Source organism: Hymenobacter sp. UYP22 (genome assembly GCF_040547285.1).
Taxonomy (GTDB): Bacteria; Bacteroidota; Bacteroidia; order Cytophagales; family Hymenobacteraceae; genus Hymenobacter.
Window position 1 is genome coordinate 381,593 of sequence record NZ_JBEPPK010000002.1, and the last position, 25,689, is coordinate 407,281.

Here is a 25,689-nt window from a genome sequence, read left to right on the forward strand (position 1 = left end):
AACGGGCTGTTTTTATTCCTACGGAACGGGTAAAGCGCAATTTTCTACCTGCAGAAATTCTACAGACCGTGTCGGATTTTTGAAGATCAATGTATTTACGTTCTACAGAATATCATTATAATATATTGATTATCAGTTATGTATTTAACAAAAAGACACACTGTAAGAATTCTGCACGCATTTGAAAGAATGCAGTAGGCCGTAGCCGGCGGGGAAGTCAACATTTGGGAAACGCTCAGCCCAAGTCTCCCATGATTCACCGCAAAGTTTTTTTCTGGTCCATCGTCACGGCCCTCGGTGGCTTCCTGTTCGGGTTCGATACGGCGGTAATTTCGGGGGCCGAAAAAGCTATTCAGCAGCTTTGGCGCCTGAGTGCTTTTGAGCACGGCTTCACCATTTCTATCGCCTTGATTGGGACGGTGCTGGGGGCCATGTTCGGGGGCATCCCCTCCGACAAGCTGGGGCGGCGGCAGACGCTGCGCTGGATTGCCGTGCTCTACCTGGTATCGGCGGTGGGGGCGGCGCTGGCACCGGGCTGGGTGCTGTTTATGGTGTTCCGTTTTCTGGGTGGTTTGGGTGTGGGGGCTTCCTCCGTAACTGCTCCGCTGTACATCTCCGAAATTTCGCCCGCCAATTCCCGGGGCAAGCTGGTCGGCCTGTTTCAGTTTAACATCGTCTTCGGCATTCTGGCCGCTTACCTATCTAACTATCTGCTGGCCAACACCGGGGATATTTCCTGGCGGCTGATGCTGGGGGTGCAGGCCCTACCAGCGGCAGCCTTCCTGCTGTTTCTCTATCAGGTGCCCGAAAGCCCGCGCTGGCTGCTGTTGCACGGCCGCCTGGACGAGGGCCGGGAAGTACTGCGCATCATCAGCCCCGACACCGTGGACGCTGACGTGGCCGCCATCCTCACGGCGCAGGCGCAGACGGTTACCGGGCAGAGCGAATCGTTATGGGCCAGCCAGTACCGCACGCCGGTGCTGCTGGCTGTGGCCTTTGCTTTTTTTAACCAAGTTTCGGGCATCAACGCCATTATTTACTACGCCCCGCGCATTTTCGAAATGACGGGCCTGGGCCAGGGTGCGGCCCTGCTTTCGTCGGCGGGTATCGGGCTGGTCAACTTCATCTTCACCCTGCTCGGCGTCAATGTCATCGACCGGTTTGGGCGGCGCAAGCTGATGCTGGTGGGCTCGTTGGGGCTCATTGCGACGCTGGGGCTGGTGGCCCAGGCCTTCTACACTCAGCAGTTCAATGGCTACCTGGTGCCGGTGCTGCTGTTTGTGTACATCGGCTTTTTCGCCTTTTCGCAGGGGGCTGTTATCTGGGTGTTTATCTCTGAAATCTTCCCCAACGCAGTGCGGGCCAAGGGCCAGGCGCTGGGCTCCTCTACGCACTGGGTAATGGCCACCGTCATTGCCTTCACCTTCCCCTACTTCGCCGAGCGCCTGGGCGGAGGCCACACCTTCGCCTTCTTCTGCGCCATGATGGTGCTCCAGCTGCTGTTTGTGCTCCGCCTGATGCCCGAAACCAAGGGCAGCAGCCTAGAGCAGGTGGAAAACCGGCTGGTCATGCACTAACAGAACCTTCTTCAATCAACAGTAAATCAGCTTGCCATTCCTGCCGAAGTGGGTATAGCTGGGGCCGTTTGCTTGCTGCAACAAGCACACTCCAGGCCCGGCGCTGCTGGTGAGTATAGCCCCACGGTCACCCCCGCTTCTCCGCTTCGGCAGGTTTCACAAACTAGTGTTTTCAGGTACTTAATTCCTTTACTATCCCATGCCAGTTGCTTGTTTTGGAGAAATGCTGTGGGACGTGCTGCCTACGGGCAAGCAGCCCGGTGGAGCGCCCCTGAACGTGGCCGTTCACCTGCACAACTTTGGGCTGGAGGCGCACATTATCAGCCGCGTAGGTCATGATGATTTAGGGGCCGAGCTGCTGACGTTTGTGGAGTCTAAGCGCATTAGCACCCACTACGTGCAGCAGGGGGAAACCCACCTGACGGGCGTGGTGAAGGCCAACGTGAGTAACAGCATGGAGGTAACCTACCAGATTGTGAAGCCCGTGGCCTGGGACTACATCCAGTACGATGCCGCCCTGAGCGAGCTGGTGCAGCAGGCCGATGCCTTCGTGTACGGCAGCCTGGCCGCCCGCCACGCCCCCTCCCGTGAAACCCTGTACCGCCTGCTCCAGCAGGCCTCGCTCAAGGTATTCGATGTAAACCTGCGCCCCCCGCACTACTCCCGCGACGTGGTGAGCTACCTGCTCAACCAGGCCGATGTAGTGAAACTCAACCACCACGAGCTGGAAGAAATTATGGGCTGGTTTGGGGCCAGCGCCGATGAAGCCACGGCCCTGCGCTGGTTGGCCGAGCGGTTTCAGCTGCAGGCCGTGTGCGTGACCAAGGGGGCCGATGGGGCCGTGCTGTGGGTGGATCAGCAGCTGTACAGCAGCCCCGGGCTGGTGGTGCAGGTGCAGGATACCATTGGGAGCGGGGACGCTTTTCTGGCGGCCCTGTTGCGGGGCTGGCTGGCTGGCCACCCCCCCCCCGATTACCTGGCTTTTGCCTGTGCGGCGGGCTCCCTGGTGGCCAGCTGCCAGGGCGCTACTCCTGCCATTTCGGAGGCGCAGGTGCTGGCTCTGGCGACCACCTCCGCCACCTGATTACCCGATTTGCTTTTCCGTTTTATGAAGAACATCCTACTAGCTGCTACTGCCCTGCTCAGTGCCGTTTCCTGCCCGGCGCAAACGTCTGCCCCCACCGACCCCTACCGGCCGGTGTACCACTTCACCGCGCCCAAAAACTGGATCAATGATGCCAACGGGCTGGTGTATAGCAACGGCCAGTACCACCTGTTTTACCAGTACAACCCCCAATCGGCGCAGCCGGGCCACCTGAGCTGGGGCCACGCCACCAGCCCCGACCTGCTGCGCTGGACGCATCTGCCGGTGGCCCTCACCGAATACCCCGGCCCCGAAGGCAGTAACATCATGATTTTCTCGGGCAGCGCCGTGGTGGACAAGGACAATACCTCGGGTCTGTTTCCGGCCGGCAAAACCGATGGGCTGGTGGCCTTCTATACCGGCCACCAGGAGAAGCCGGGCGTGGTACTGGCCCAGCACCAGAACCTGGCCACCAGTCAGGATGGCGGCCGCACTTGGCAGCGCTACGCCGGCAACCCCGTGCTTGATATCGGCAGCAAGGAGTTCCGGGACCCCAAGGTGTTCTGGTATGCGCCCCAGCAGAAATGGGTGATGGCCACGGTGAAGGCCGACCGCCAGCAGGTGTACTTCTACGAATCCAAGAACTTGAAGAAGTGGGACTTTATGAGCCGCTGGGGCCGGGCCGGCAACACAGTACGAGAGTGGGAATGCCCCGATTTGTTTGAGCTGCCGGTGCCGGGTGGCGGTACCCGCTGGGTGTTGCTGATTTCGGCCGGCAACCCCACTGAGCAGTTTCGGGGGCAGCAGTATTTTCTGGGCCGGTTTGATGGCAAGACGTTCACGCCTGACCAGCCCTACGAGGAGCCAGCCTACGTGGATTTTGGCAAGGACTACTTCGCCGGTGTCACCTTCAACAACGCTCCCAACAACCGCCGCCTGCTGGTGGGTTGGACCAACGACTGGGCCTACGCCCGCGACGTGCCCACCGGCGACGAGTGGCGCGGCAACTTCGCCGTGCCCCGGGAGCTGAGCTTGCGCCAGACGGCGGCCGGCCTGGCCCTGGTGCAGCAGCCCATTGCCGAGCTGCGCACCTTGGGCAAAGAGGTTCTCAGCCTGAAAAATCAGACCATCAAACCCGGCGCAGCTGGCTTGCCGGTGGCTTTTCGTGGTGAATCCTACGACCTGGAGCTGACCGTGAAGCCGGGCACGGCCACCGCGTTTAGCCTGAACGTGCTGGAAAGTGAGGCCGAGCGCACCACCCTACGCTACAACGTGGCCCGGCAGGAGCTGACCCTCGACCGCACCCAATCCGGCAACGTGAGCTTCCACCCGATGTTTGCCAGCTCCCTGGAAACGGCACGGGTGCCCTTGCAAAACGGCCAGCTGAAGCTACGCCTGCTGGTGGACAAGTCGGTAGTGGAGGTATTCGCCCAGGACGGGGAAACCACCCTGACCGACCTGGTTTTTCCGCGCCAGCACATGGGCCGCCTCAGCCTCCGGGCCGAGGGTGGGCCGGTGCAACTCACTCAGCTACGCCTGACCAACCTGAGCCAGCCGACACCCTAGCCACGGTGGGCTCTTTGCCGTGATGTTTCACCTAACCCCTAGTTGACCCTTACTCCCTGATAAGCCCGGCGGCGCCCGTCCCACAACGAGCCACCCCCAAATGGCTAACAGGTTGCACCAGAACGCCTTTGATGAGTTGCATGTAGCAAAGCCAAGTCCGTTGTCCTGCTTTTCTGCCGAGTGGCGGCAGCGGGCTTGTGCTGCGCTAAGTGCCTGATGAATTCCCACACTTTTTTCCCTCACTCATGAATAACAACTGGTACAAACGGTACAAATCTCAGGAGCAGTTGGCCCCAGGGCTGGCTGCCCAACCCTCGCCCGTGTGGCTGAAGGCCCTGGCACTTGGCGGGCTGTGCATTCTCACGCCGCTTCTGAGCCAGGCGCAGGCCACGCGGGCCATCAGCGGCCGGGTGGTTGACGCAAACTCCGGTGGGCTGCCGGGGGTAACGGTAGTGGTGCCCGGCTCCACTGTCGGGACTAGCACCGGTCCCGATGGTTCGTTCCGGCTGGATGTTCCTGCGGCGGCCACTACGCTGTCGTTCTCCTTTGTGGGCTTTACTACCCAGCAAGTCAGTATTGCGGATAAGTCGACGGTGCAGGTAACGCTGCGTGAGGACACTCAGGTACTGGGCGACGTGGTGGTGGTAGGCTACGGCACGGCGCGCAAGCAGGACGTAACCGGGGCCGTGGCCGTGGTAGGCGAAAAGGACTTCAACCGGGGCACGTTCACCTCTCCCGACCAGCTGCTACAGGGCCGCGTGTCGGGGGTGCAAGTGAGCAACAACAGCGGGCAGCCCGGTGGACCATCTACTATCCGTATTCGGGGCAACTCAGCTGTTACGGGCACCGGCCAGCCCTTGTACGTGGTAGATGGCGTGCCACTGGACGGGCGTTCGGCTCGGCCGGGCCTGGTGGCCTCTGCCGATATTGGGGCCGGCGCCGACAGCAACCCGCTCAACTTCCTCAACCCCGATGACATTGAGTCATTTACGGTACTAAAGGACGCGTCGGCGACGGCTATTTACGGCTCCCGAGCAGCTTATGGGGTGGTACTGATTACCACCAAAAAGGGCCAATCGGGTGCCCCAACCCTGAACGTAGGAATTTCAAACGGCTTCTCCACCCTGCTGCGCCGGCCCGAGTTTCTGGATGCCAGCCAGTACCGGCAGGCCCTTACCTACTACGGCGTGGCCGCCACCAACGACAAGGGCGGCGACGTGAATGCCCTAGACGAGATTCTGCGTACTGGCTACCTGCAAAACTATACCGTAGCCGTGAGCGGCGGCGGCGAAACCGGCCGTTACCGTCTCTCCCTGGGCTACCTCGACCAGGACGGCATTGTGCGCAAAACTGGTTTCAAGAAGTACAGCGCCAACCTCTCTACCAACCTGCAGTTTTTGCAGAGCAAGAAGCTGGGGCTCGACGTGAACATTTCCACCAGCCAGTTCCGCGAGCAGCTGGCCCCCATTACCACCGATGCCGGCTTCCGGGGCTCCCTCATTGGGCAGGCCCTGCAGTGGAACCCCACGCAGCCCCTGCGCAACCCCGATGGCTCGCTCTACGTGGTGGCCGGCGACGTAGTGAACCCGTTGGCCAACCAAGAGTACTACAACGACAACTCCCGGGTAACGACCATTCTGGCCAGCGCCTCGCCCTACTATAATTTCACTTCCTGGCTGAACTACCGGGCCCTGATCAGCGTGAACTACAACACCGGGCAGCGGCGCACTTCCATCGACCAGCGCCTGATCAACTTCCCCGACCTGATTGACAAGGGCTTTGCCTCCATCAGTGACAACGAGCTGGTAACCCAGCAGATAACTCACACGCTGAACTTCAACAAGGCCGTAGCCACTAGCTTGAACCTGAACGCGGTGCTGGGTTATGAGTACACGAAGTTTGCCAACTCGGGCTCCAACGTGAATGCCTTCGGCAACCCCACCGGTGGGGGCTTCGGAGTATTCGGCCTTGACTACACCAACTACATTCAGTACTCGGCCGCTGGCAACCGGCGCATTTCCTCTTTCGTGGACCCTTCCTCGCAGCTGCAGTCAGTGTTTGGGCGGGTTATCCTGAACTTCAAAGACCGGGTGGTGCTTACCGGTACCCTGCGCCGGGATGAGAGCACCAAGTTCGGGCCCAACAACCGGGTGGGCTACTTCCCCTCGTTTGCCGTGGCCTGGGACCTGAGCCAGGAATCCTTTTTCCCGGCCGAGCGGCTCAGCCAGCTAAAACTACGCGCTGGCTACGGGCGCACCGGTAACCAAGAGTTTCCGGCCGGCTCGGCTCAGGCCCGGTACACGCTGGACGAGAATGGCGAGGCCCGCTCCCCGCTCAATGCCCGCAACGATGATTTGAAGTGGCAGTCGGATGCGCAATTCAACGCCGGTATTGATGTTGGGGCGTTTGACAACCGCCTGACCTTCACGGCTGACTACTTCTACAAAACCACCACCGACCTGCTGTTCCCGACTGTACCCGGGGAGCCCCGGCCTTCCAACGCCCCCATCCGTTGGGCCAACCTGGATGGAAAAATCGTGAACAAGGGGGTGGAGTTGAGCCTGGGCACCGTGCTGGTGCGCAAGGACAAAGTGGACGTGGGCTTTAACGCCAACGCCACTTTCATTCGCAATGAAGTGTCCGATTTGGTGGGTCCGGCCATTATAACCGGGGCTATCAACGGGCAGGGCCTGTCGGGGTCTACCTCCCAGCTGATCCGCAACGGCTACCCTATCAATGCCTTCTTCCTGCCCCAGTTCACCGGCCTGAACGACCAGGGCTTGTCTAACGAGCTTGGGCCCATTGCCTACTCGGGTAGCCCCAATCCCCGCACGCTGCTGGGCCTGAGCGCCAATGCCCGCTACGGCAAACTCTCGCTGATTGCCAACATGACGGGCGTATTCGGCCAGTACGTGTACAACAACACCATCAACGCCGTGGGCAACGTGGGCCAGATTGGGGCCGGCAAAAACATTGCCCTCTCCACCTTTGAGAATGGCACCAAAGAATCGACTGGCAACCCGGCGGCGGCTTCTACCCGCTACCTGGAAAAAGGCGACTTCCTGAAGATGTCTAACCTCACGCTTTCCTACGGCGTGGGCGACGTGGGCAGCGTATTCAAAGGAGCCCGCGTGTACATCACGGGTCAGAATCTGTTCGTTATTACCAAGTACGACGGCTTTGACCCTGAGGTGAATACCGTGAAGCGCGGGGCCAACCAGGTACCCTCGGTGGGCATCGACTACCTGCCCTACCCCAGCGCCCGCACCTTCACGCTGGGCGTCAACTTCTCCCTCTAATCTCTACTTCGCTTCCCACCATGAGATATACCAAACTTGCCTGGACGGCCGCCTTGCTGGCTGGGCTGCAACTAGCCAGCAGCTGCGAGCTGAACGAAGAGCTGGAAGGCCAGCTAACCGAAAACCAGGTTTCCAACGATGGTCCGGCGGCCCTGCTCACGGGTGCCTACAATGCTCAGCGCGACCCTATACAAGGGTGCGTGAGCGTATTTGCCCTGCAGGAAGTATCCACCGATGCCCGCATTATGCCCACCCGCGGCCCCGACTGGGACGACAACGGCAAGTGGCGGCAGCTGTTCAACCATACCTGGGATGCTAATAATGAGCGGGTGCGCGACACCTACACCCAGCTCAACGGTATCATCTACGCCACCACCGACCTGCTTCGCTTTTCGCCCACGGCCCAGCAAGGGGCCGAAGCCCGGTTCCTGCGGGCCTGGGCCAGCTACCTGGTGCTGGATATGTACGACCAGGTGCTGTACCGGGACCCGGGCGAAGACCTGAGCACGCTGGCGCGGGTACGTAAGGGCAGTGAGGCCCTGGATTTTATTGTGAGCGAGCTTACCGCCGTGCAGGCGGCCCTGCCCGATGCCCCCGTGAGCCGCGCCACCAAGGATGCCGCCCGCGTGCTACTGATGAAGTGCTACCTCAATAAAGGCGTGTACGCCAACCGGGCCACCCCCACCTTCGCCGCCGCCGATATGAACCAGGTAATTCGGCTGGCCGATGAAGTCATCAACAGCGGCAAGTACTCCTTTACGGCCAACTTCTTCGACAACTTCGCGCCCAATAACGGTACCATTGGCACCGAAAACATTTTCACCCAGGCCAACACCTTCGGCAACAGCGGCCCCACGCGCGACTTCTGGAAGTTTGTATCGCACTACAACATGCGCCCCGTGGACGGCTACAACGGCCCGGCTACCACTGCCGAGTTTTACGACCTGTTTGAAGCCACCGACAAGCGCCGGGGCCAGGCTTACGACGTAGCGGGCGGCCCGGCTAACCCCGGCCGGCGCATCAACGTGGGCTTTTTGGTGGGCCAGCAGTACAACCTTACCAACGACGCGGCCCTGACTACGCGGGGCGGGGCTCCCTTGATTTTCACCAAAGACATCAACCTCTCGGAAACCGGCTCCGATCTGGAAGCCAAAGGTATTCGCCCCCTGAAATACCCCGTTGACTACGTGAGCGAAGCCAAGGGCGGTAACGGATGCGAGAATGACCATGTGAGCTTCCGCCTGGCCGATGTGCTGCTGATGAAGGCCGAAGCCATGCTGCGGGGCGGTACGCCCACCAGCGCTGGCAGCTACGGCGGTACGGCTCTGGCCATCGTCAACTCCCTGCGCACACACCCTTCGCGCGGAGCCAGCGCTCTGGGCTCCCTCACCCTGGACGGGCTGCTGGCAGAGCGGGGCCGGGAGCTGTACGGCGAGTCGTGGCGGCGGCAGGATATGATTCGGTTCGGCAAGTTCCTGCTGGCCCGTAAAGACAAGCCCCAGAGTAACCCCCGCTGCTTGGTGTACCCCATTCCGCAAACGCAGGTGGATATCAACCGCAACATCACCCAGAACCCCGGTTATTAGCCTTTTCCCTAATCCGATACCAGCAGGCCGTTGGTTACCGCCCGCGTTGGCGGCAGCCGGCGGCCTGTCTGCGTGTACGCTGTATTGCTTTTCCTGCTGATGAAAATCCACCGCCTTTCCCGCCTGCTCCCGCTGCTGGCCGTGCTGACTGCCGCCTGCAACCAGAACCCCAAAATAGAAGCCATTACGGCTGCCGCTACCACCGCCACTACTGACAGCATCACCGCCAAAAAGCCCTGCTGGTGGAAGGAAACGGTGGTGTACCAGCTATACCCACGCAGCTTCCAGGACAGCAACGGCGACGGCGTGGGCGACCTGAAAGGCATCATTTCCCGCCTCGATTACCTGAAAAGCACCGGCGTGGGTACCGTGTGGCTCAACCCCATCTACGCCTCACCCAACGACGACAACGGCTACGACATTTCCGATTACCGCCGGATTATGCCGGAGTTTGGCACCATGCAGGACTTCGACGCGCTGCTCCAGGGCATGCACCAGCGCGGCCTGAAGCTGGTGATGGATTTGGTGGTAAACCACAGCTCCGATGAGCACGCCTGGTTTAAGTCGGCCAGTGCCTCGCGTAGCAGCCCGTACCGGGACTATTACTACTGGTGGCCCGCCGAGAAAGGCACCCCGCCGGCCCGCTACAGTACCTTCGATGTAAAGAAGAACGCCTGGCAGTATAGTGCGCCCACCAACTCCTACTACCTGCACATCTTCTCCAAAAAGCAGCCCGACCTGAACTGGAACAACCCCAAGCTGCGGCAGGAGGTGTACGGCATCATGAAGTTCTGGCTGGATAAGGGCATTGATGGGTTCCGGATGGATGCGTTCCAGTTTGTGGCCAAGGATCCCAGCTTCCCGCCCATGCCCGGCCTCACCGAGCAGAATTACGCCAACGCCTACAACCACGGCCCCCGCCTGCACGATTACCTGCAGGAAATGAACCGGGAGGTGCTCAGCCACTACAACGTGATGAGCGTGGCCGAAGGCGCGGGCCGCAACCCCCAGGAGGCCCACCTGTTTGTGGACCCCGAGCGCAAAGAGCTGGACATGACCTACCACTTCGAGGGTACCGGTGTGGGCAGCAACTCCGAAACCTACCGGCTCACGGAGCTGAAGCGCGTGTTTACCAAGTGGGACAGTTCCTTCGCCCAAACCGGCTGGCAGGCCCTGGACCTGGGCAACCACGACCAGCCCCGCATGACCAGTAAATTCGGCGACGACCGGCCGGCGTTCCGGGCGGCGTCAGCCAAGCTGCTCAACACTTTCTTGCTCACCATGCGCGGCACGCCCTACTGCTACAACGGCGACGAGCTGGGCATGACCAACATCCGGTTCGACAAGATTACCGAATACCGCGACCTGGCGGCCCTCAACGGCTATGCCTTGGTGAAAAGCCAGGGCGGCAACCTGCCGGCCTACCTCAAAAACCTGCAGCGTTTCTCCCGCGACAACAGCCGCACGCCCTTCCAGTGGGACAGCACGGCCAACGCGGGCTTCACCACCGGCACTCCCTGGCTGAAAGTAAACCCCAACTACCGCACCGTAAACCAGGCCGCGCAGGAACAGGACCCCAGCTCGGTGCTGAACTACTTCCGGCGGGCCGTGGCGCTGCGCCGGCAGCACAAGGTGCTGGTGTATGGAGCCTACCAGTTGCTCGACGCGCCCAACCCCCACATTTACGCCTACACCCGCACCCAGGGCTTCGAGAAAGTGCTGGTAGTGCTCAACTTCTCCTCCGAAAACCGCACCTGGCCCCTGCCGACCGGCCTCACCCTGAATGGTGCCCCCTGGCTCAACAATTACCCTAGTTTCACCTCTGCTTCCACGCTGGCCCTACAGCCCTGGCAGGCACTGGTGCTGCCCTTGAAGTAATTGTGATGGATAAGAGCAGAACGTCATGCAGAGCGTAGCGAAGCATCTCGCGTGCTGATGCCTGATTAATGTTGCAACATCAGCACGCGAGATGCTTCGGCTGCGCCTCTGCATGACAGCAAAAGTCTTGCCTTCCACCGTTTCCTGTTTCACCGTCCTTTCCCACCCACTATGCTCCGCTTTCCTTTTCTGGCTCTGAAAACCCTGTTGGCCGCGCTGGCGCTGCTGAGTACGGGCGTATGTTCCCCGGCCGCCGCCCAGGCCCCCGACCCCTGGCGCGTTACGGCCTCCACCATCGACCCGAAAAACTACTACGGCGTAACGGTGGCCAACGGTATGCTGGGCGTAGTGTCGGCGCCCGAGCCGTTTCAGGTGAAGAGTGTGGTGCTGGCCGGGGCCTACGACCAGTACGGGCGCGGGCGGGTCAGCAACTTCCTTAACAGCTTCAACCTGCTGAATATGTATCTGGAGGTAGACGGCCGCCGGCTCTCTGGTAAGGATGCCACCAACTTCCGGCAGGAGCTGGATATGCGGCGGGCCAGTCTCACCACCAGCTTCGACTACGCCGACAAGGCTACCATTCGCTACACTTACTACTCCCTGCGCCACCTTCCTTTTACGGTGCTCATGGATGTGAGCATCACGGCCAAAAAAGACCTGCAGTTGGGCGCGGCTAGCGTGATGGAAACCCCCGACGCCCTGCGCGACGCCCAGAACTACTACAACGAAATTGACCGCCCCCACGTGGTGCTGAGCCTGCTCACGTCCTCGGCCAAAAGTCCCACCGGCAAGATGCAGCTGTGCGCGTCCAACACGTTTTTGTTTGAGGAGCCCCACGGCCAGGAACCCCGGGTGATTCATGAAATGTGGGACAACAACATGCACCTGATCAAGTTCGGCAAACCGCTGAAGGCCGGACAGACGTATTCCTACGCCGTAGCGGGCTCCTCCATTACCTCCTCCCACCACGCCGACCCGCTCAATGAGGCTGAGCGCCTGACCATTTTTGCCCGCCTCGAAGGCAAACAGCGCCTGCTGAATTTCCATGCCAAGGCCTGGGAGGAACTCTGGAAAAGCGACATTCAGATTCAGGGCGACGCCCAGGCCCAACAGGATGTGCACAGCATGCTCTACCACCTCTACAGCTTTTCCCGAGCCGGCACCGACTACTCGCCCTCACCCATGGGCCTCTCAGGGCTGGGCTACAACGGCCACGTGTTCTGGGACACCGATTTGTGGATGTTCCCGGCTCTGCTGGTCCTCCAGCCCGACATTGCCAAATCCCTCATCGAGTACCGATTCCGGCGCCTGGAGCCGGCCCGGCGCAACGCCTTCGCCCACGGCTACCAGGGGGCCATGTACCCCTGGGAAAGCGCCGATACCGGCGTGGAGGAAACACCGGTGTGGGCCCTGAGCGGGCCGTTTGAGCACCACATTTCGGCCGATGTGGCCCTGGCTGCCTGGCAGTACTACTGCGTAACTCAGGACCGGGACTGGCTGCGCGAAAAAGGCTACCCCATCCTGTCGACTACGGCCGATTTCTGGGCCAGCCGGGTGGAGCGCAACGGCCCCGGCCACTACGATATCAAGAATGTGGTGGCCTCCGATGAATGGGCCGAAAACGTGGACAACGACGCCTTCACCAACGCCGCCGCCCAGGTGAACCTGCGCAACGCTGCCGCCGCCGCCAAGCTGCTGGGCCTGTGCCCCAACCCCGACTGGCTGCACGTGGCCCAGAACATTCCTATCCTCAAAATGGCCGATGGCACCACCCAGGAGCACGCTACGTACAAAGGGGAAGGCATTAAGCAGGGCGACGTAAACCTGCTGGCTTACCCCCTAAACGTCATCACCGACCCCGCCCAGATCAGGAAGGACTTGGCCTACTACGAAACCCGCGTGCCCAACGAAGGCACCCCGGCCATGACGCAAGCCATCTTCGCCCTGCTTTACGCCCACCTCGGCAACGCCGATAAGGCCCGGCTGTGGTTCAAGGATGCCTACGAGCCCAACCTGCTGCCTCCGTTTCGCGTCATTGCCGAAACTAAAGGTGGCACCAACCCCTATTTTGCTACTGGCGCGGGCGGGGTCCTGCAGGCGGTGCTTATGGGTTTCGGAGGCCTGAACATCACCCCTACCGGCATCACTCAAAGCAAAACCACCCTGCCCACGGGCTGGCAGTCGGTGAAAATAACGGGCGTGGGCGTACAGCGTAAAACCTATTCCGTCAGCCGCTGACACCTTGCAGCTTGGTTGGTTTGTCCCCGAGTGTTGTTATGATGGTAACGGTCATGCTGAGCTTGCCGAAGCATCTCTACCGCTTCGTTGTAACGAGTGAGTTACTAACGGTAGAGCTGCTTCGGCAAGCTCAGCATGACGTTCCACGAAATCCCACCTCTCATCCCCTGTTCCATGCGCAACCTATTCTTCGCGGTGCTGCTGGCCGTAGCCGGCCCCGCTACCGCTCAGCAGTTGCCCCCTTCGCCCCGCCAGCTGTACCCGGGCCTGTTTGAAGCCGTGCAGCTGGGCCGCGTGTACCCGGATAATAAAACCTTCGTGGATGCCGTGGCCAAGGAGCCACCAGCCGATATCGTGCGGGCTTACGCGCAGCAGAAGGACACGCCCGGCTTCAATCTGAAAACCTTTGTGGCGGAGCATTTTATTCCGCCGGCCCCGGTGGGCGGCCAGTACCGCAGCCAGGTAGATGCCGGCCTGCGTCGCCACCTGGATACGCTCTGGACGGTACTGCAGCGCCACCCCGATACCGTGCCTACCGGGGCATCTTCCCTGCTGCCCCTGCCCCGCCCCTATATTGTGCCGGGGGGGCGGTTCCGGGAAGTGTATTACTGGGACTCCTACTTCACCATGCTCGGGCTGGCCGAAAGCCGCCGCACCACGGTCATCCGGGACATGGTGGACAATTTTGCCTACCTGCTGGATACCTACGGCTTCATCCCCAACGGCAACCGCACTTACTACCTCACCCGCTCCCAGCCTCCGTTTTTTGCCCTAATGGTGAACCTGCTGGCCCAGCAGGAAGGCAACCAGCAGACCCTGCTCCGCTACCAGCCCCAGCTGCTGCGCGAATACGGCTACTGGATGGCCGGAGCCGAAACCCTACAGCCCGGCACCGCCCAGAACCGCGCCGTGCGCCTGGCGGGGGGCGAGGTGCTGAACCGCTACTACGACAGCAGCGACCAGCCCCGGGAAGAATCCTACGCTGAGGACGTAGCCGCCGCCAAGCTCAGCAAGCAGCCCCCGGCCCAGTTTTACCGCAACATACGGGCGGCCGCCGCTTCCGGCTGGGACTTCAGCACCCGATGGTTTGGGCCCGACGGGCAGCTGGGCAGCATCCAAACCACTGATCTGGTTCCCGTTGATTTGAACTGCTTGCTCTACTACCTCGAAAACAGCATCGCCACTACCTACCAGCTGCAAGGCAACTCGACCCAGGCCACGGCTTACCAAACCAAGGCTCAAAACCGGAAAAAGGCCATTCTAGCCTACTGCTGGGATGCCAAGGCCAATTGGTTTGTCGACTATAACTTCCGCCTCGGGCAACGCTCCACTCAACTCACCCTGGCGGGCACTTTCCCCCTGGAGTTTGGTATTGCTACCCCGCCTCAGGGCAAGCTGATAGCCGCGGGCCTGCAACGCGACTTCCTTAAGCCTGGGGGACTGGCTACCACCCGCCGCGGGGGTGGGCAGCAATGGGATGCGCCCAATGCCTGGGCCCCGCTGCAGTACATAGCCATCAGCGGCTTGGAGCGCTACCAGCAGCCGACCTTGGCCCGCAATATTGCTACTCGCTGGATAGGCCTGAACCGGGAGGTATTCCAGCAAACCGGCAAGCTGATGGAGAAGTACAACGTGGTAGATACCAAGCTCAAAGCCGGCGGCGGCGAGTATCCACTACAAGATGGTTTCGGCTGGACTAATGGTGTCTTGCTCAACCTGATCAACAAGTACCAGCCCGACAAACCCTTCTAGAACTGTTCCGCACCAGGAAGTCGGTATTGTCTCGCCTCCGGGTTTGGCAGGACCGGCTTTTTGTTTGATACCCCGCAGATGCACAGTTCCTCAGCCCAAGCTTACCAGAAATCGAGGTAAACCTCTGCCACCGTTGGCAGACTTCGTAGGAGGTATAATAATTGCGGCAACTCGCTCTTACGACCTCCTTTTCTGGTTTGCTCATGGCTGACTCACCTACTCCCCTGCCCGATATCCGCTCCGAGGAAGACATACAGCGCCTCGTAGACACCTTTTACCACCGCGTACAGGCGGATGAACTGCTGGGGCCTATTTTCGAAGTCGTTGTGCAAGGGCGTTGGCCTCAGCACCTCGCTACCATGTATGATTTCTGGAGTGGGTTACTGCTGAATACTGGCCGCTACCGGGGCCGGCCTTTTCCCAAGCACCTGGCGCTGCCCATCGACGGCAGCCACTTTCAGCAGTGGCTCAAGCTGTTCGTAGAAAATGTGGAGGCTCAGTATCAGGGACCTGTCGCCGACGAGGCAATCTACCGGGCCGGCACCATTGCGGCCGTATTTGAGCATCGAATTTTGCAGGCCTGCAACCCTTACCACATCCTGTAAAAAACCCGCTTACGAGGCATCCTTTGGATGTTTCGGACCGTACAAGCCCCACCTCTGCCCCTGAGCGAAAAGGTAACGAGAAAAAAGATTTTTCGCTGATAGGCGAAAAATCCAAAACCTGCGTAAATTCGCTACGTATCCACTCGTCCGACCCTCTTCCGTATGGCTACTTTGACTTCTCTTCCTGACTTGCGTACTGAAGGTGACATCATGACGCTGGTGGATACGGCGTTTAGCAAGGCAAAAAACGACGAGCTGCTGGCTCCCGTTTGCCAGGCTGTGGCGCAGGTGCATTGGCCCCGCCACCTTACCTCGCTGTATGATTATTGGAGCAGTGCCCTGCTAGGTACCACCCGATATCAGGAAGGCCAGTTGATTCCGCTGCACTCGGCGCTGCCCTCCAAGTGCCTCAAGCGCTGGACGGAAGTACTGACCAGCACCGTACAAGAGAAATTCTCCGGCTCCAACGCCGAAAAAGCCATGCACCAAGTAGCCACGCTGGCTTCCAACTCCATCGGCGCGTAGCTCCAACCCGTTTCACCCACCTCCAATTCCCACCCGTTCTCCTCACTCATTCACCCATCCACCCATACCAGAAAGCCCCCCGGACCAGAATCCGAGGGGCTTTTTATTTCACACGCAATCAGGCCTATACGGATTAGTGTATTGCAGCTGCCTAGTTTCGAATGCTTCTTCCAGCGCATCCCACCCATTGTTGATTTTATAGTCCCTTTCTTCTTCCGTTATCGGAATCAGCCAAAGGGTATGCAGGTGTTTGTCCTCCCATTCGAACACTTCCAATCCTTCCCCATCCAAATAAGGCAGCGAAACGAAGCCGAACGAAGCAGCAGAGTTATCCTGCCAAGGTCGGCCAAAGTTCACGGTATGGTGCAAGCCTAACGGTAAACCGTTACGATGATAGGAGGCTACAACTGTCAGCAATTCTACCAACGTGGCGTCCTGCTTGTCGGAAAATATGTGCAGTTCAACAAGGTCCTCCGGCTGGTTCAAAGACATACCGAGAGTTGAGTATATCCACATAGCATGCACCGGACCGGGCGAAAATTCCAGCACTCGGAAAGCGGCATCCAGCTTCTCAGTAGGCCCACTTGGCCATAACATCTGTTTGGCTTCTACTTGCCAGTTATTCTGCAAGTGTTGCTGCAACTCTGTCAAATCGTACATACTTGTGAAAAATAGATAGCCCAAACACACGTTTGCCGTCCTTTTCACGGTGCAAACACACGTGAAAAAGACGGCAAACGCGTAGTCAAAATTCTTGACGCTTACACGCCCAGCAGCAGGCGGGTTGGGTCTTCGAGCAGTTCTTTTACGCGCACCAGGAACGACACCGACTCACGGCCGTCGATGATGCGGTGGTCGTAGCTCAGGGCGAGGTACATCATCGGGCGGATTACCACTTGGCCGTTTTCGGCAATGGGGCGCTGCACGATGTTGTGCATACCCAGGATGGCCGACTGCGGGGCGTTGATGATCGGGGTGCTCATCATGGAGCCGAACACGCCGCCGTTGGTGATGGTGAACGTGCCACCGGTCATCTGCTCGATGGTGAGCTTGTTGTCGCGGGCTAGGGTAGCCAGGCGCACGATTTCCTTCTCAATACCATCAAACGACAACTCCTCGGCGTTGCGGATTACCGGTACCACTAGGCCTTTGGGGGCCGATACGGCAATGCTGATGTCGCAGAAGTCGTTGTATACGATGTCGGTGCCATCAATCTGGGCATTCACGGCGGGCCACTCTTTCAGGGCCACGCACACGGCCTTGGTGAAGAACGACATGAAGCCGAGGCCTACGCTGTGCTTCTCCTTGAACTTGTCCTTGAACTTGTTGCGCAGGTCCATGATGGGCTGCATGTTCACCTCGTTGAAGGTGGTGAGCATGGCCGTTTCGTTTTTCACCGACACCAGGCGGCGGGCTACCGTCTTGCGCAGGTTGCTCATCCGCTCCCGGCGCTGTACCCGGTTACCACTGGCCACCGGAGCAGCCTGAGGCGCTGCAGCAGGGGCAGCCGGTTTAGCCGGAGCAGCGGCCTGAGCTGGCGCAGCAGGCTTGGCCTGGGCATTCTGAGCGTCCTCCTTCGTGATGCGGCCGTCCCGACCTGAGCCTTGTACATCGGCCGGGTTGATGCCTTTCTCACCCAGAATTTTGCCGGCAGCCGGCGAAGGCGTGCCAGTAGCGTAGCTGGTTGATGCCGAAGCGGCCGGAGCTGCAGCAGCGGGAGCAGCCTGGCTAGCGGCCGGCGCGGCAGCAGGTGCCGCAGCCGGAGCAGCGGCACCGCTACTACCCTCGATGCGGGCAATGGTAGCGCCGATGCCAATAGTTTCGCCTTCCTTGGCGGCGTGACGCAGGGTGCCGGTGCCTTCGGCGGGCAGCTCGAATGTAGCCTTATCCGATTCCAGCTCGGCAATGATTTCGTCGCGCTGCACTTGGGCACCGTCTTCTTTCAGCCACTTGGCCACCGTTACTTCCGTAATGGATTCGCCTACGGCCGGAATCGTCATTTCTACGGTTCCGCCACCGCCATTACCGGCAGCTGGGGTAGCAGGAGTACCAGAGGCGGCACCACCCTCAGGTTGGCCGCCATAGCCGGCCTGGTCGCTGGCTTTGGGGTTTTCCTCGCCTTTGCTCACGGGGTCGGCAGCTGGAGCAGCCGGGGCCTCAGCGGCAGGAGCCGAAGCACCCGCACCAGCACCGTCAATTTCTGCAATGGTAGTCCCAATACCGATGGTTTCACCTTCCGCTACCCGGATTTTCAGCACACCGTCAGCTTCAGCGGGCAGTTCAAACGTGGCTTTGTCGGATTCCAGCTCGGCCAGAATTTCGTCGCGCTTCACGGTGTCGCCGTCGGCTTTCAGCCACTTGGCAATGGTAACCTCGGTGATGGATTCACCAACGGCGGGGATTTTAATTTCCAGACCCATGAGTGGGAGTTTTGAAGGGTTTCGGTGGGTGTAGCGCGAACTTTGTAGTTCGCGGCTCCTGAACTATTGTTGAAAGAACACAGAGATACGCGAACTACAAAGTTCGCGCTACGGCTAATCTGTCTTCTTAGCTACTTCGTTGGTGGCTTTGATGTTGTCATCGGCCACGGCTTCCCGGGGTTTATCGAAGGCACGAGCTACCAACTCTTTCTGCTCTTTCACGTGCACCTTGTTGTAACCGGTAGCCGGCGAGGCCGAGGGCTTACGTGAAATAACATCTTCCAGCTCCCGACGCATAAAGCGCAGCAGGTAGTTCCAGTAGCCCATGTTCTCGGGCTCTTCTTGTACCCAGTACACCTTGGCTTTGGGGTACTTGGCCAGTTCGGCATCGAGCTGCTTTTTGGGGAAGGGGTGCAGCTGCTCTAAGCGTACCAAAGCCACGTCGGTGCGGCCCGACTGCTGCTGCTCGTCCAGCAAATCGAAGTACACTTTGCCCGAGCACAGCAGCACGCGCTTCACCTTTTTGGCGTCGGCGTATACGTCGCCCAGCACTTCGCGGAAGCTGCCGGAGGTAAACTCCTCTACCGGCGACACACACAGCGGATGGCGCAGCATTGATTTCGGCGACATCACCACCAGCGGCTTGCGGAACTCCCAGGTCAGCTGCCGGCGCAGGGCGTGGAAGAAGTTGGCCGGCGTGGTCATGTTGGCCACGATGATGTTGTTTTCGGCGGCCAGCTGCAGGAACCGCTCGGGGCGGGCATTGGAGTGCTCGGGACCTTGGCCTTCGTAGCCGTGGGGCAGCTGCAGCACCACGCCATTCATGCGCTGCCACTTGCTCTCCGACGATACGATAAACTGGTCAATCATGGTTTGGGCACCGTTGGCGAAGTCGCCGAACTGGGCTTCCCAAATCACCAGGGCTGTGGGGTTGGCCATGGCGTAGCCGAATTCGAAACCCAGCACCGCGTACTCGCTCAGCAGCGAGTTGTAGATGCTCAGCTTCTCCTGGCCTTCGCCGATGTAGTTGAGCGAGTTGTACGGGGCCGAGGTTTCGGCATCGTGCAACACGGCGTGGCGGTGCGAGAACGTGCCGCGCTGCACGTCCTGGCCGCTTACGCGCACAATGTGCTTCTCGTCGAGCAGGGAGCCGTAAGCCAGCAGCTCGCCGGCGGCCCAGTTCAGCATGCGCGTCTCGAAGAACATCTTCTTGCGCTCCTCCATCAGCTTTTCAATCTGCTTCAGGGGGCGAAAGCCTTCGGGCAGCGTGGTCAGGGCCTTGCCTACTTTGGCTACCACTTCCTCGCTGATACCGGTTTCCGGCGACTTCTCGAAGTCCTCGGGCTTGCTGCGGCGCAGGGTGCGCCACTCGTTTTCGAGGGGCTGGTAGTTGTAGGGCAGCGGCTTCTGCTTCACCATATCCAGGCGGGCCTGCAGGGTGTCGCGGAACTCCTTATCCATCTGCTGGGCCAGCTGCGCATCCACGTCGCCGCGCTGCACCAGCATAGCGTTGTACACCTCGCGGGGGTTCTGGTGCTTGCTGATGAGGTTGTAGAGCGTAGGCTGCGTGAACTTGGGCTCGTCCGACTCGTTGTGGCCGTGGCGGCGGTAGCACACCATATCAATGAAGATATCAGCGTGGAACTGCTGGCGGTACTCGGTGGCGAGGCGCACGGCAAACACCACGGCCTCGGGGTCGTCGCCGTTCACGTGCAGCACCGGCGCGTCGATGATCTTCGCTAGGTCTGTGCTGTAGATAGAAGAGCGGGCGTCCTCAAAATCGGTGGTGAAGCCTACCTGGTTGTTAATCACGAAGTGAAGCGTGCCACCAGTGCGGTAGCCTTCCAGCAACGACATCTGGGTCAGCTCGTAGCCGATACCCTGGCCGGCCAGCGCCGCGTCGCCGTGGATGAGAATGGGCAGAATCTGGTGGTAGTCGCCGCCGTACTGGTGCTCGATTTTGGCGCGCACGAAGCCTTCCACCACCGGGTTTACCGCCTCCAGGTGGGAGGGGTTGGGGGCCAGCTTCAGGTTTACCTTGCGGCCACCCTCCGTTTCCACCTCCGACGAGTAACCCATGTGGTACTTCACGTCGCCGTCGCCCATAGTCAAATCCGGTACGGCAGTTCCCTCGAATTCCGAGAAGATCTGCTCGTAAGTTTTGCCCATGATGTTGGCCAGCACGTTCAGTCGGCCGCGGTGGGCCATGCCAATCATTACTTCCTTCACCCCCAGCTCCGACGACTTATTAATAATTGCGTCGAGGGCCGGGATGGTGGTTTCGCCACCTTCCAGCGAAAAACGCTTCTGCCCCAGAAACTTGGTGTGCAGGAAGTTCTCGAACACCACCGCCTCGTTCAGCTTGCTGAGGATGCGCTTCTTATAGTCGATGCTGGGGTTAAAGCTCAGCGAGTCCTTCTCCACTTTCTCGCGGAACCAGTCGAGCACCTGCGGGTCGCGGATGTACATGTACTCGAAGCCGATGGTGCGGGTGTACACCTTCTGTAGGGCGGCTACAATCTCGCGCAATGTGGCCTCCGAGCCCAAGCCCAGCACTTCACCGTTCTTGAATTTGGTATCGAGGTCAGCGTCGCTCAAGCCGAAATCCTGAATACTTAGGCGGGCCTTACGGTCCTTCCGCTCACGCACCGGGTTGGTTTTAGCCACCAGGTGGCCGCGGCTGCGGTAGGCGTGAATGAGGTTGCGCACCTGCGTTTCCTTGTCGGCCGCTACCGTATCCACAGCCCGGATGGCACCGGCCTGGTTGGTGCTGGCGGGCGTAGTCAGCACACCTTCGCCGTCAGCCTGCGGAATACCACCCTCGGGGTACTGCTGCGCAAAGTCGAAGCCTTCAAAGAATTTCTGCCAGCTCGCATCTACCGACTGCGGGTCGGCCTTGTAAGACTGGTACAGGTTGTCGAGGTAGTCGCCGTGGGCGTTGGCGATATAAGAGTTGGCGTCCATGCGGTGGGAGCTGGTAGTGTCGGGGGTAAAGGTAAATAGCCTGATCAGGAAGTAAAAACTGATATGCGCATGTACAAATAAACCTTGTAATCAACAAGATGATTCTGTTTAGCTGTTTATGAGCGGTATCGATGTCCAATCTATTAAATAAATAGAAAAGCCGCTCCCGTCAAGCAGGAACGACTTTCAGTGTGTGCGCCGGGCACGCAGTAGCGCGAACTGTGCAGTTCGCGCCCCAGAACGATTACCGTTGTAATGGTGCGGGGACGCGAACTGTGCAGTTCGCGCTACTGCTGTGCTACTACTTCAGCGCCATTTTGAAGATGTAGTAGGGCTGATCCTGCTTGCCCACCCCTTTGTTCCAGGTGGGCGTTTTGTGGATGGCTGAGGTGGTCACGTACAGCGTCTTGCCGTCGCCGGAGAAGGCAAACGTATCGGGCCACTCTAGGCGGGGGTCCTGCACCACCGTTTCGATTTTGCCGGCCGGCGTGCGGCGCTTGATGGAATGATCCTCGAAAGCACTCAAATACAAGTTATTGGCCGCGTCGATTTCCATACCGTCGGAGGCGGGCACTTTGCCCAGGTCCTCAATCTGCGAAGCCAGTTGCGCATCCGAGAGGGCCGGGTTGCGCAAGGCGGCCGTCTTGATGCGGAACAGGGTGTAGCTGGTCAGGGGCTTCCAGTAGAGGTACTGCATATCCTGGCTCAGGGCAATGCCGTCGGCATTGAACTGGGCCCGCTTGCCGGTGGCATCAATCAGCTCTTTACCATCGGCCTTGATGTTGAGCGTGGTGTCGCCCATCATCGAAGAGTGGCCCGCCAGCAGCTTGCGCGCCTTCCCCGACTTCAAATCCACCACCACTAGGCTGCCCACCCCCGACTCGGTGATGTAGGCGTACTGGTTCTGGGTGTCGATGCGCACGTCATTGAGGTAGGACTTGCGCGGGGCCACGCTTTCCGGGATGCTGATGTTCTGCACCACCTTGTCGGTTTTGGGGTCAATTTTGACCAGCTTGGGGCCACCGGGCACGGTGCCCTTGATGCCGGGTGAGGCGGGGTCGAGCACCCACAGCATGCCGGTTTTGTCGGCGTGCACGCTCTGCGGGCAGATCCAGTGTTTCTGGGGCTCGTTTTTCACGGTTTCGTTCCAAGCGCACCAGTTGGCGTCGGGGTAGCCTTTCACCGAACCGTCGGGCAACACTTCGGCCACGGGGTTTACGGGGTTGTTGTCCCAGCGCGGAAAGTCGGCAAATACACGGCCATCGGGTAGCACGGCCACGCCTACCATCTGCGGCTCCCGGAACTGCGCCACTACCTGCAGCGGCGAGTTGGCTGGCGCCACGGGTGCGGCCGTTTGGGTGGAGTCGGTTGGGGTTTCAGAAGTTGAAGCCGTTTGGGAAGAGGGCGAATTGCAGGCTTGGGCGAGCAAAACGGTGGCTACAAAACCCGAGTTGCGCAAGGTGGCGGTCAGCTTGCGACTGATGAAAGGAAAAGTCATTAGAAGAGTTGGTCAGGAGAAACAGAACACTATGGCGTAGCCGGTTGGGCATTGCCTGCTTGGCATACGAGTACCCGGATGCAGAGTTCTGACCGCTCATTGCCGCCTTCAAAACCTACTAGCTAGTCTTTGCGTATGGGGCCAGACTATTGCCATTACTATGATTAATTCAACTAAAATTATTAGCAATTGCGTAAAAACTCAGTTTAAAAAAAAGCTGTACCTTTGAGCCCTCCAAAATGACATCATTTTATAAGTGCAATAAATTATATAATATGTCTATATTCAAGCAAGGTTTATTGCTTTTTACGACTGTTTTCGGCTATTCTTGCCGCTGACCATACCTAAAAGGGCCTCAATAGTCTGCTAACGCGGATGGCGCCCCTACCCACTAGCCGAGTCGGGCCGGCTGTCCATTCTCTCCGGACAATCAGCGAGAGTCCACGAACCCAAACGTCATGTCCATTGCGTTATTCTTACTGACCTTCCTCTTCCCACCCCGCACTATTTCTGTTCCTGCCCTGGCCTTACCTTCCACGGTAGCCAGCTTGAGCCCCCGCCCGGTATCTGTTGCTCTACCGGTTGTAGCCCTGAAAAAGGCTCCCAAAACCCTATCGTACCGGGTAACCGCAACTACCTACTGGCCTGAAGTCGGCCAGACGGATGACGCCCCGATGGAAACCGCCGATGGCTCCATCATTCCGACCCGCCACTCCAGCAAAACCCGCTGGCTGGCTGTTTCCCGCGACCTACTTGACAAGTGGGGCGGCCCCTTCCGCTACGGCGAGAAGGTGCAAGTACGCGGTATTTCCGACGACCTCGACGGCGTCTATATTATTCATGACACCATGAACCGCCGCCACCGCCACTGCGTGGATGTGCTGGTGAATGAGCGGGAATGCAAAAATGGCCTCGAAGGCCGCTGGCCCGATATCCGCATCAGCAAGCTTGCTCCTGAGCCCGTCTGGCAGGCTGGTTAACCCAGGCGGCTTTCCTACTTATTTCCGGCTTTGTTGGCCTCCGGGTAGTGCTTTACTACCTGTGGTTGCCCCTCCGCATCATACAGGAAGGTGAGCGGCTCAGCCGGATTGCGCACAATTTCTTCCAACGGAATTTGCCACCGCTTCCACATTTCCAGCAGCGACTGGGCGTAGGCGCTATTTTCCCAGGGGTTAAAAATATCCCCGGTAACATCATCAATTAGGGTGTCCATCACTACCTCCTGGTCGCCGGGCTTTACGGGCCGGGGGTAATAATCGGGCACTACATTGAGCAGATAGGCCGCGTAGTACACGCGGGCTTTAAACTCGGCCACCTGCACCGGATGCAAAGGCCGGTAGGCATCCTGGTACACCCGCCGCATGGCTTGCCGAATAATGCCATTATCGACCAGACAGGCCACCAGCACCGTTTCATCGAGTTTGATGCTGAAGGCAATAGTGCTCAGGTCGTCGTCGTACTCGAAGGGCATCTCGTCCTGGGCGGGGTCGGCTTCCAGAATAAACAGGGAGCCGGGCACGAAATCTTCGTACTCCATAGGCACGCGCAGGGCTTGCAGCGGCTGATAGAATGCCTGGAAGCGCCGGAGTAGCTGGGCATTTTCGGCCAGCGGGTACTGAGGCTTGGCCAGAGGATCCATTTCGGTGAGCAGCTCCGTTACCAGTACGCCGTAGAACATCTTGCCCAGCCACAAAAACAGCGTCTGATCATCCAACTGCCGGAAACCCCGGATACCTTGTTGGGCGGCCGCTTCCACCCGGGCTTCCAGCGGCTCTACGTGCTGCGTGCGGCAGGTAGGGCAGCAGGCAATGCGCAGGTTTTGGTACTGCACAATACTCATATCCAGCAGCTTAATCTGCCGCTCCCGCAGGCCGTAGCGCGTCATCAGCCAATCGGCGAATACGGGCACGGTATCCTGGGGGGGGGCTGTGGGGTTGCCGCACAAAAAGCACCGGTGCATACTGAACTGCATGCCTTCAAATGGGTCGTAGAGGGTAAGCGCGGCGCGGGGCTGAATTTCGGACATAGTAGCTGGGCTGGAACTGCAAAAGTAGGGGGCTGGCAGCGCGGGTAGCAACGCCCGCTGCAACCTGGCCATAAATACTCAACCACCCGCTACTTGTTTTTGGCCCGCACAGTAAGGCCCCGACTACGCTTGGTAGCCGGGGCCTTGCTGTGCGGAACGCAGGAAACGTTACCGGGAAAGGGAAGAGCCCAGTTTGATGAGTAGTTTGCCCAGCTGCGTGAGAGGCCCCCGGTAATCATCGGAGGTTTCATCGGCTACTTTCGAGGTTTCAGCCCCCAGGGTGGCTAGGGTTTCCGCCAGGTCATGAGATTGAGTGTCAGTAGCATCGAGCTGGCGGCGCAGGGTAACAAGCTCCTGAATGATTTTAGCCAAGCCGGGCCGCTCAGAAGCCCGCAGCACTTCCGTCCACCGGTCTATTTCGGCCAGGCCGTGCTGCCCGGCTTTATCGGGGGCGCCGGCATTGAGCAGGTTCAGCGTGTCCTCGAGGAGGGCAGAATTTTGCTGATCCGTGACATCAAGCGGTATGGTGGGGGTGGGGGTAGGCTGCGGGGTGGAGGCAGTAGAATCCATGAGTATGAAGGCAAGGAGTAACGAAAAAGGTACGACTAAGCGCAAACGGCTATACTTGTCTGGGCGCGGAAAAGTTGGCACATCCTGTGCCGGTGCGTTCC

At 59.5% G+C, this 25,689-nt stretch carries 17 protein-coding genes; 11 read left to right on the forward strand and 6 right to left on the reverse strand.

Annotation, left to right across the window (positions count from 1 at the left end; genetic code table 11):
• Positions 1–251: 251 nt before the first annotated feature.
• The 10 genes from ABIB60_RS05030 to ABIB60_RS05075 all read left to right on the forward strand — a co-directional run bounded on the left by ABIB60_RS05030 (position 252) and on the right by ABIB60_RS05075 (position 16,110).
• Positions 252–1,577: a sugar porter family MFS transporter gene (locus ABIB60_RS05030; RefSeq protein ID WP_354578150.1), complete on the forward strand. Its 1,326-nt coding sequence runs from the start codon at positions 252–254 to the stop codon at positions 1,575–1,577.
• A 199-nt stretch (positions 1,578–1,776) separates the two neighbouring features.
• The gene (locus tag ABIB60_RS05035; protein WP_354578152.1) at positions 1,777–2,661 is read left to right on the forward strand and encodes a carbohydrate kinase family protein; all 885 of its coding nucleotides are present in this window, start codon (positions 1,777–1,779) and stop codon (positions 2,659–2,661) included.
• A gap of 24 nt (positions 2,662–2,685) precedes the next feature.
• Positions 2,686–4,227 (forward strand): glycoside hydrolase family 32 protein, encoded by a 1,542-nt coding sequence (locus ABIB60_RS05040; RefSeq protein ID WP_354578154.1) that lies wholly within the window; start codon positions 2,686–2,688, stop codon positions 4,225–4,227.
• 245 nt (positions 4,228–4,472) lie between these two features.
• Entirely contained in the window at positions 4,473–7,526 is a 3,054-nt protein-coding gene (locus tag ABIB60_RS05045; protein WP_354578156.1) for a SusC/RagA family TonB-linked outer membrane protein, read from the forward strand.
• Positions 7,527–7,546: 20 nt separating this feature from the next.
• The gene (locus tag ABIB60_RS05050; RefSeq protein WP_354578158.1) at positions 7,547–9,112 is read left to right on the forward strand and encodes a RagB/SusD family nutrient uptake outer membrane protein; all 1,566 of its coding nucleotides are present in this window, start codon (positions 7,547–7,549) and stop codon (positions 9,110–9,112) included.
• Between the two features lie 99 nt (positions 9,113–9,211).
• Positions 9,212–10,990, forward strand: a complete 1,779-nt coding sequence (locus tag ABIB60_RS05055) for a glycoside hydrolase family 13 protein (RefSeq protein ID WP_354578159.1) — start codon at positions 9,212–9,214, stop codon at positions 10,988–10,990.
• Between the two features lie 171 nt (positions 10,991–11,161).
• Positions 11,162–13,228 (forward strand): kojibiose hydrolase, encoded by a 2,067-nt coding sequence (locus tag ABIB60_RS05060; RefSeq protein ID WP_354578161.1) that lies wholly within the window; start codon positions 11,162–11,164, stop codon positions 13,226–13,228.
• A 174-nt stretch (positions 13,229–13,402) separates the two neighbouring features.
• A complete protein-coding gene (gene treA, locus ABIB60_RS05065) occupies positions 13,403–14,980 on the forward strand; it encodes an alpha,alpha-trehalase TreA (protein ID WP_354578162.1) in 1,578 nt (525 codons plus the stop codon).
• Between the two features lie 203 nt (positions 14,981–15,183).
• Positions 15,184–15,585 carry a group III truncated hemoglobin gene (locus ABIB60_RS05070; RefSeq protein WP_354578163.1) on the forward strand — a complete coding sequence of 134 codons (402 nt, stop codon included), beginning with the start codon at positions 15,184–15,186 and terminating at the stop codon, positions 15,583–15,585.
• 171 nt (positions 15,586–15,756) lie between these two features.
• A complete protein-coding gene (locus ABIB60_RS05075; RefSeq protein ID WP_354578164.1) occupies positions 15,757–16,110 on the forward strand; it encodes a group III truncated hemoglobin in 354 nt (117 codons plus the stop codon).
• 108 nt (positions 16,111–16,218) lie between these two features.
• Here the strand turns inward: ABIB60_RS05075 and ABIB60_RS05080 are convergent, their stop codons facing one another.
• The 4 genes from ABIB60_RS05080 to ABIB60_RS05095 all read right to left on the reverse strand — a co-directional run bounded on the left by ABIB60_RS05080 (position 16,219) and on the right by ABIB60_RS05095 (position 22,992).
• Positions 16,219–16,770 (reverse strand): suppressor of fused domain protein, encoded by a 552-nt coding sequence (locus ABIB60_RS05080; protein WP_354578165.1) that lies wholly within the window; start codon positions 16,768–16,770, stop codon positions 16,219–16,221.
• Between the two features lie 101 nt (positions 16,771–16,871).
• Complete coding sequence (gene odhB / locus ABIB60_RS05085; RefSeq protein WP_354578166.1) at positions 16,872–18,530, reverse strand: 2-oxoglutarate dehydrogenase complex dihydrolipoyllysine-residue succinyltransferase; 1,659 nt, start codon at positions 18,528–18,530, stop codon at positions 16,872–16,874.
• A gap of 114 nt (positions 18,531–18,644) precedes the next feature.
• On the reverse strand, positions 18,645–21,494 hold the full coding sequence (locus ABIB60_RS05090; protein ID WP_354578167.1) for a 2-oxoglutarate dehydrogenase E1 component: 2,850 nt from the start codon (positions 21,492–21,494) through the stop codon (positions 18,645–18,647).
• Positions 21,495–21,795: 301 nt separating this feature from the next.
• Positions 21,796–22,992 carry an SMP-30/gluconolactonase/LRE family protein gene (locus ABIB60_RS05095; RefSeq protein ID WP_354578169.1) on the reverse strand — a complete coding sequence of 399 codons (1,197 nt, stop codon included), beginning with the start codon at positions 22,990–22,992 and terminating at the stop codon, positions 21,796–21,798.
• Positions 22,993–23,450: 458 nt separating this feature from the next.
• On the opposite strand from ABIB60_RS05095, the gene ABIB60_RS05100 reads away from it, so the two are divergent.
• A complete protein-coding gene (locus tag ABIB60_RS05100; RefSeq protein WP_354578171.1) occupies positions 23,451–23,972 on the forward strand; it encodes an RlpA-like double-psi beta-barrel domain-containing protein in 522 nt (173 codons plus the stop codon).
• A gap of 14 nt (positions 23,973–23,986) precedes the next feature.
• Here ABIB60_RS05100 and ABIB60_RS05105 read toward each other — a convergent pair whose 3' ends face one another.
• Both ABIB60_RS05105 and ABIB60_RS05110 read right to left on the reverse strand, forming a co-directional pair.
• Positions 23,987–25,018: a hypothetical protein gene (locus tag ABIB60_RS05105; RefSeq protein WP_354578172.1), complete on the reverse strand. Its 1,032-nt coding sequence runs from the start codon at positions 25,016–25,018 to the stop codon at positions 23,987–23,989.
• Positions 25,019–25,186: 168 nt separating this feature from the next.
• A complete protein-coding gene (locus ABIB60_RS05110; RefSeq protein ID WP_354578173.1) occupies positions 25,187–25,588 on the reverse strand; it encodes a hypothetical protein in 402 nt (133 codons plus the stop codon).
• Between the last annotated feature and the right edge of the window lie 101 nt (positions 25,589–25,689).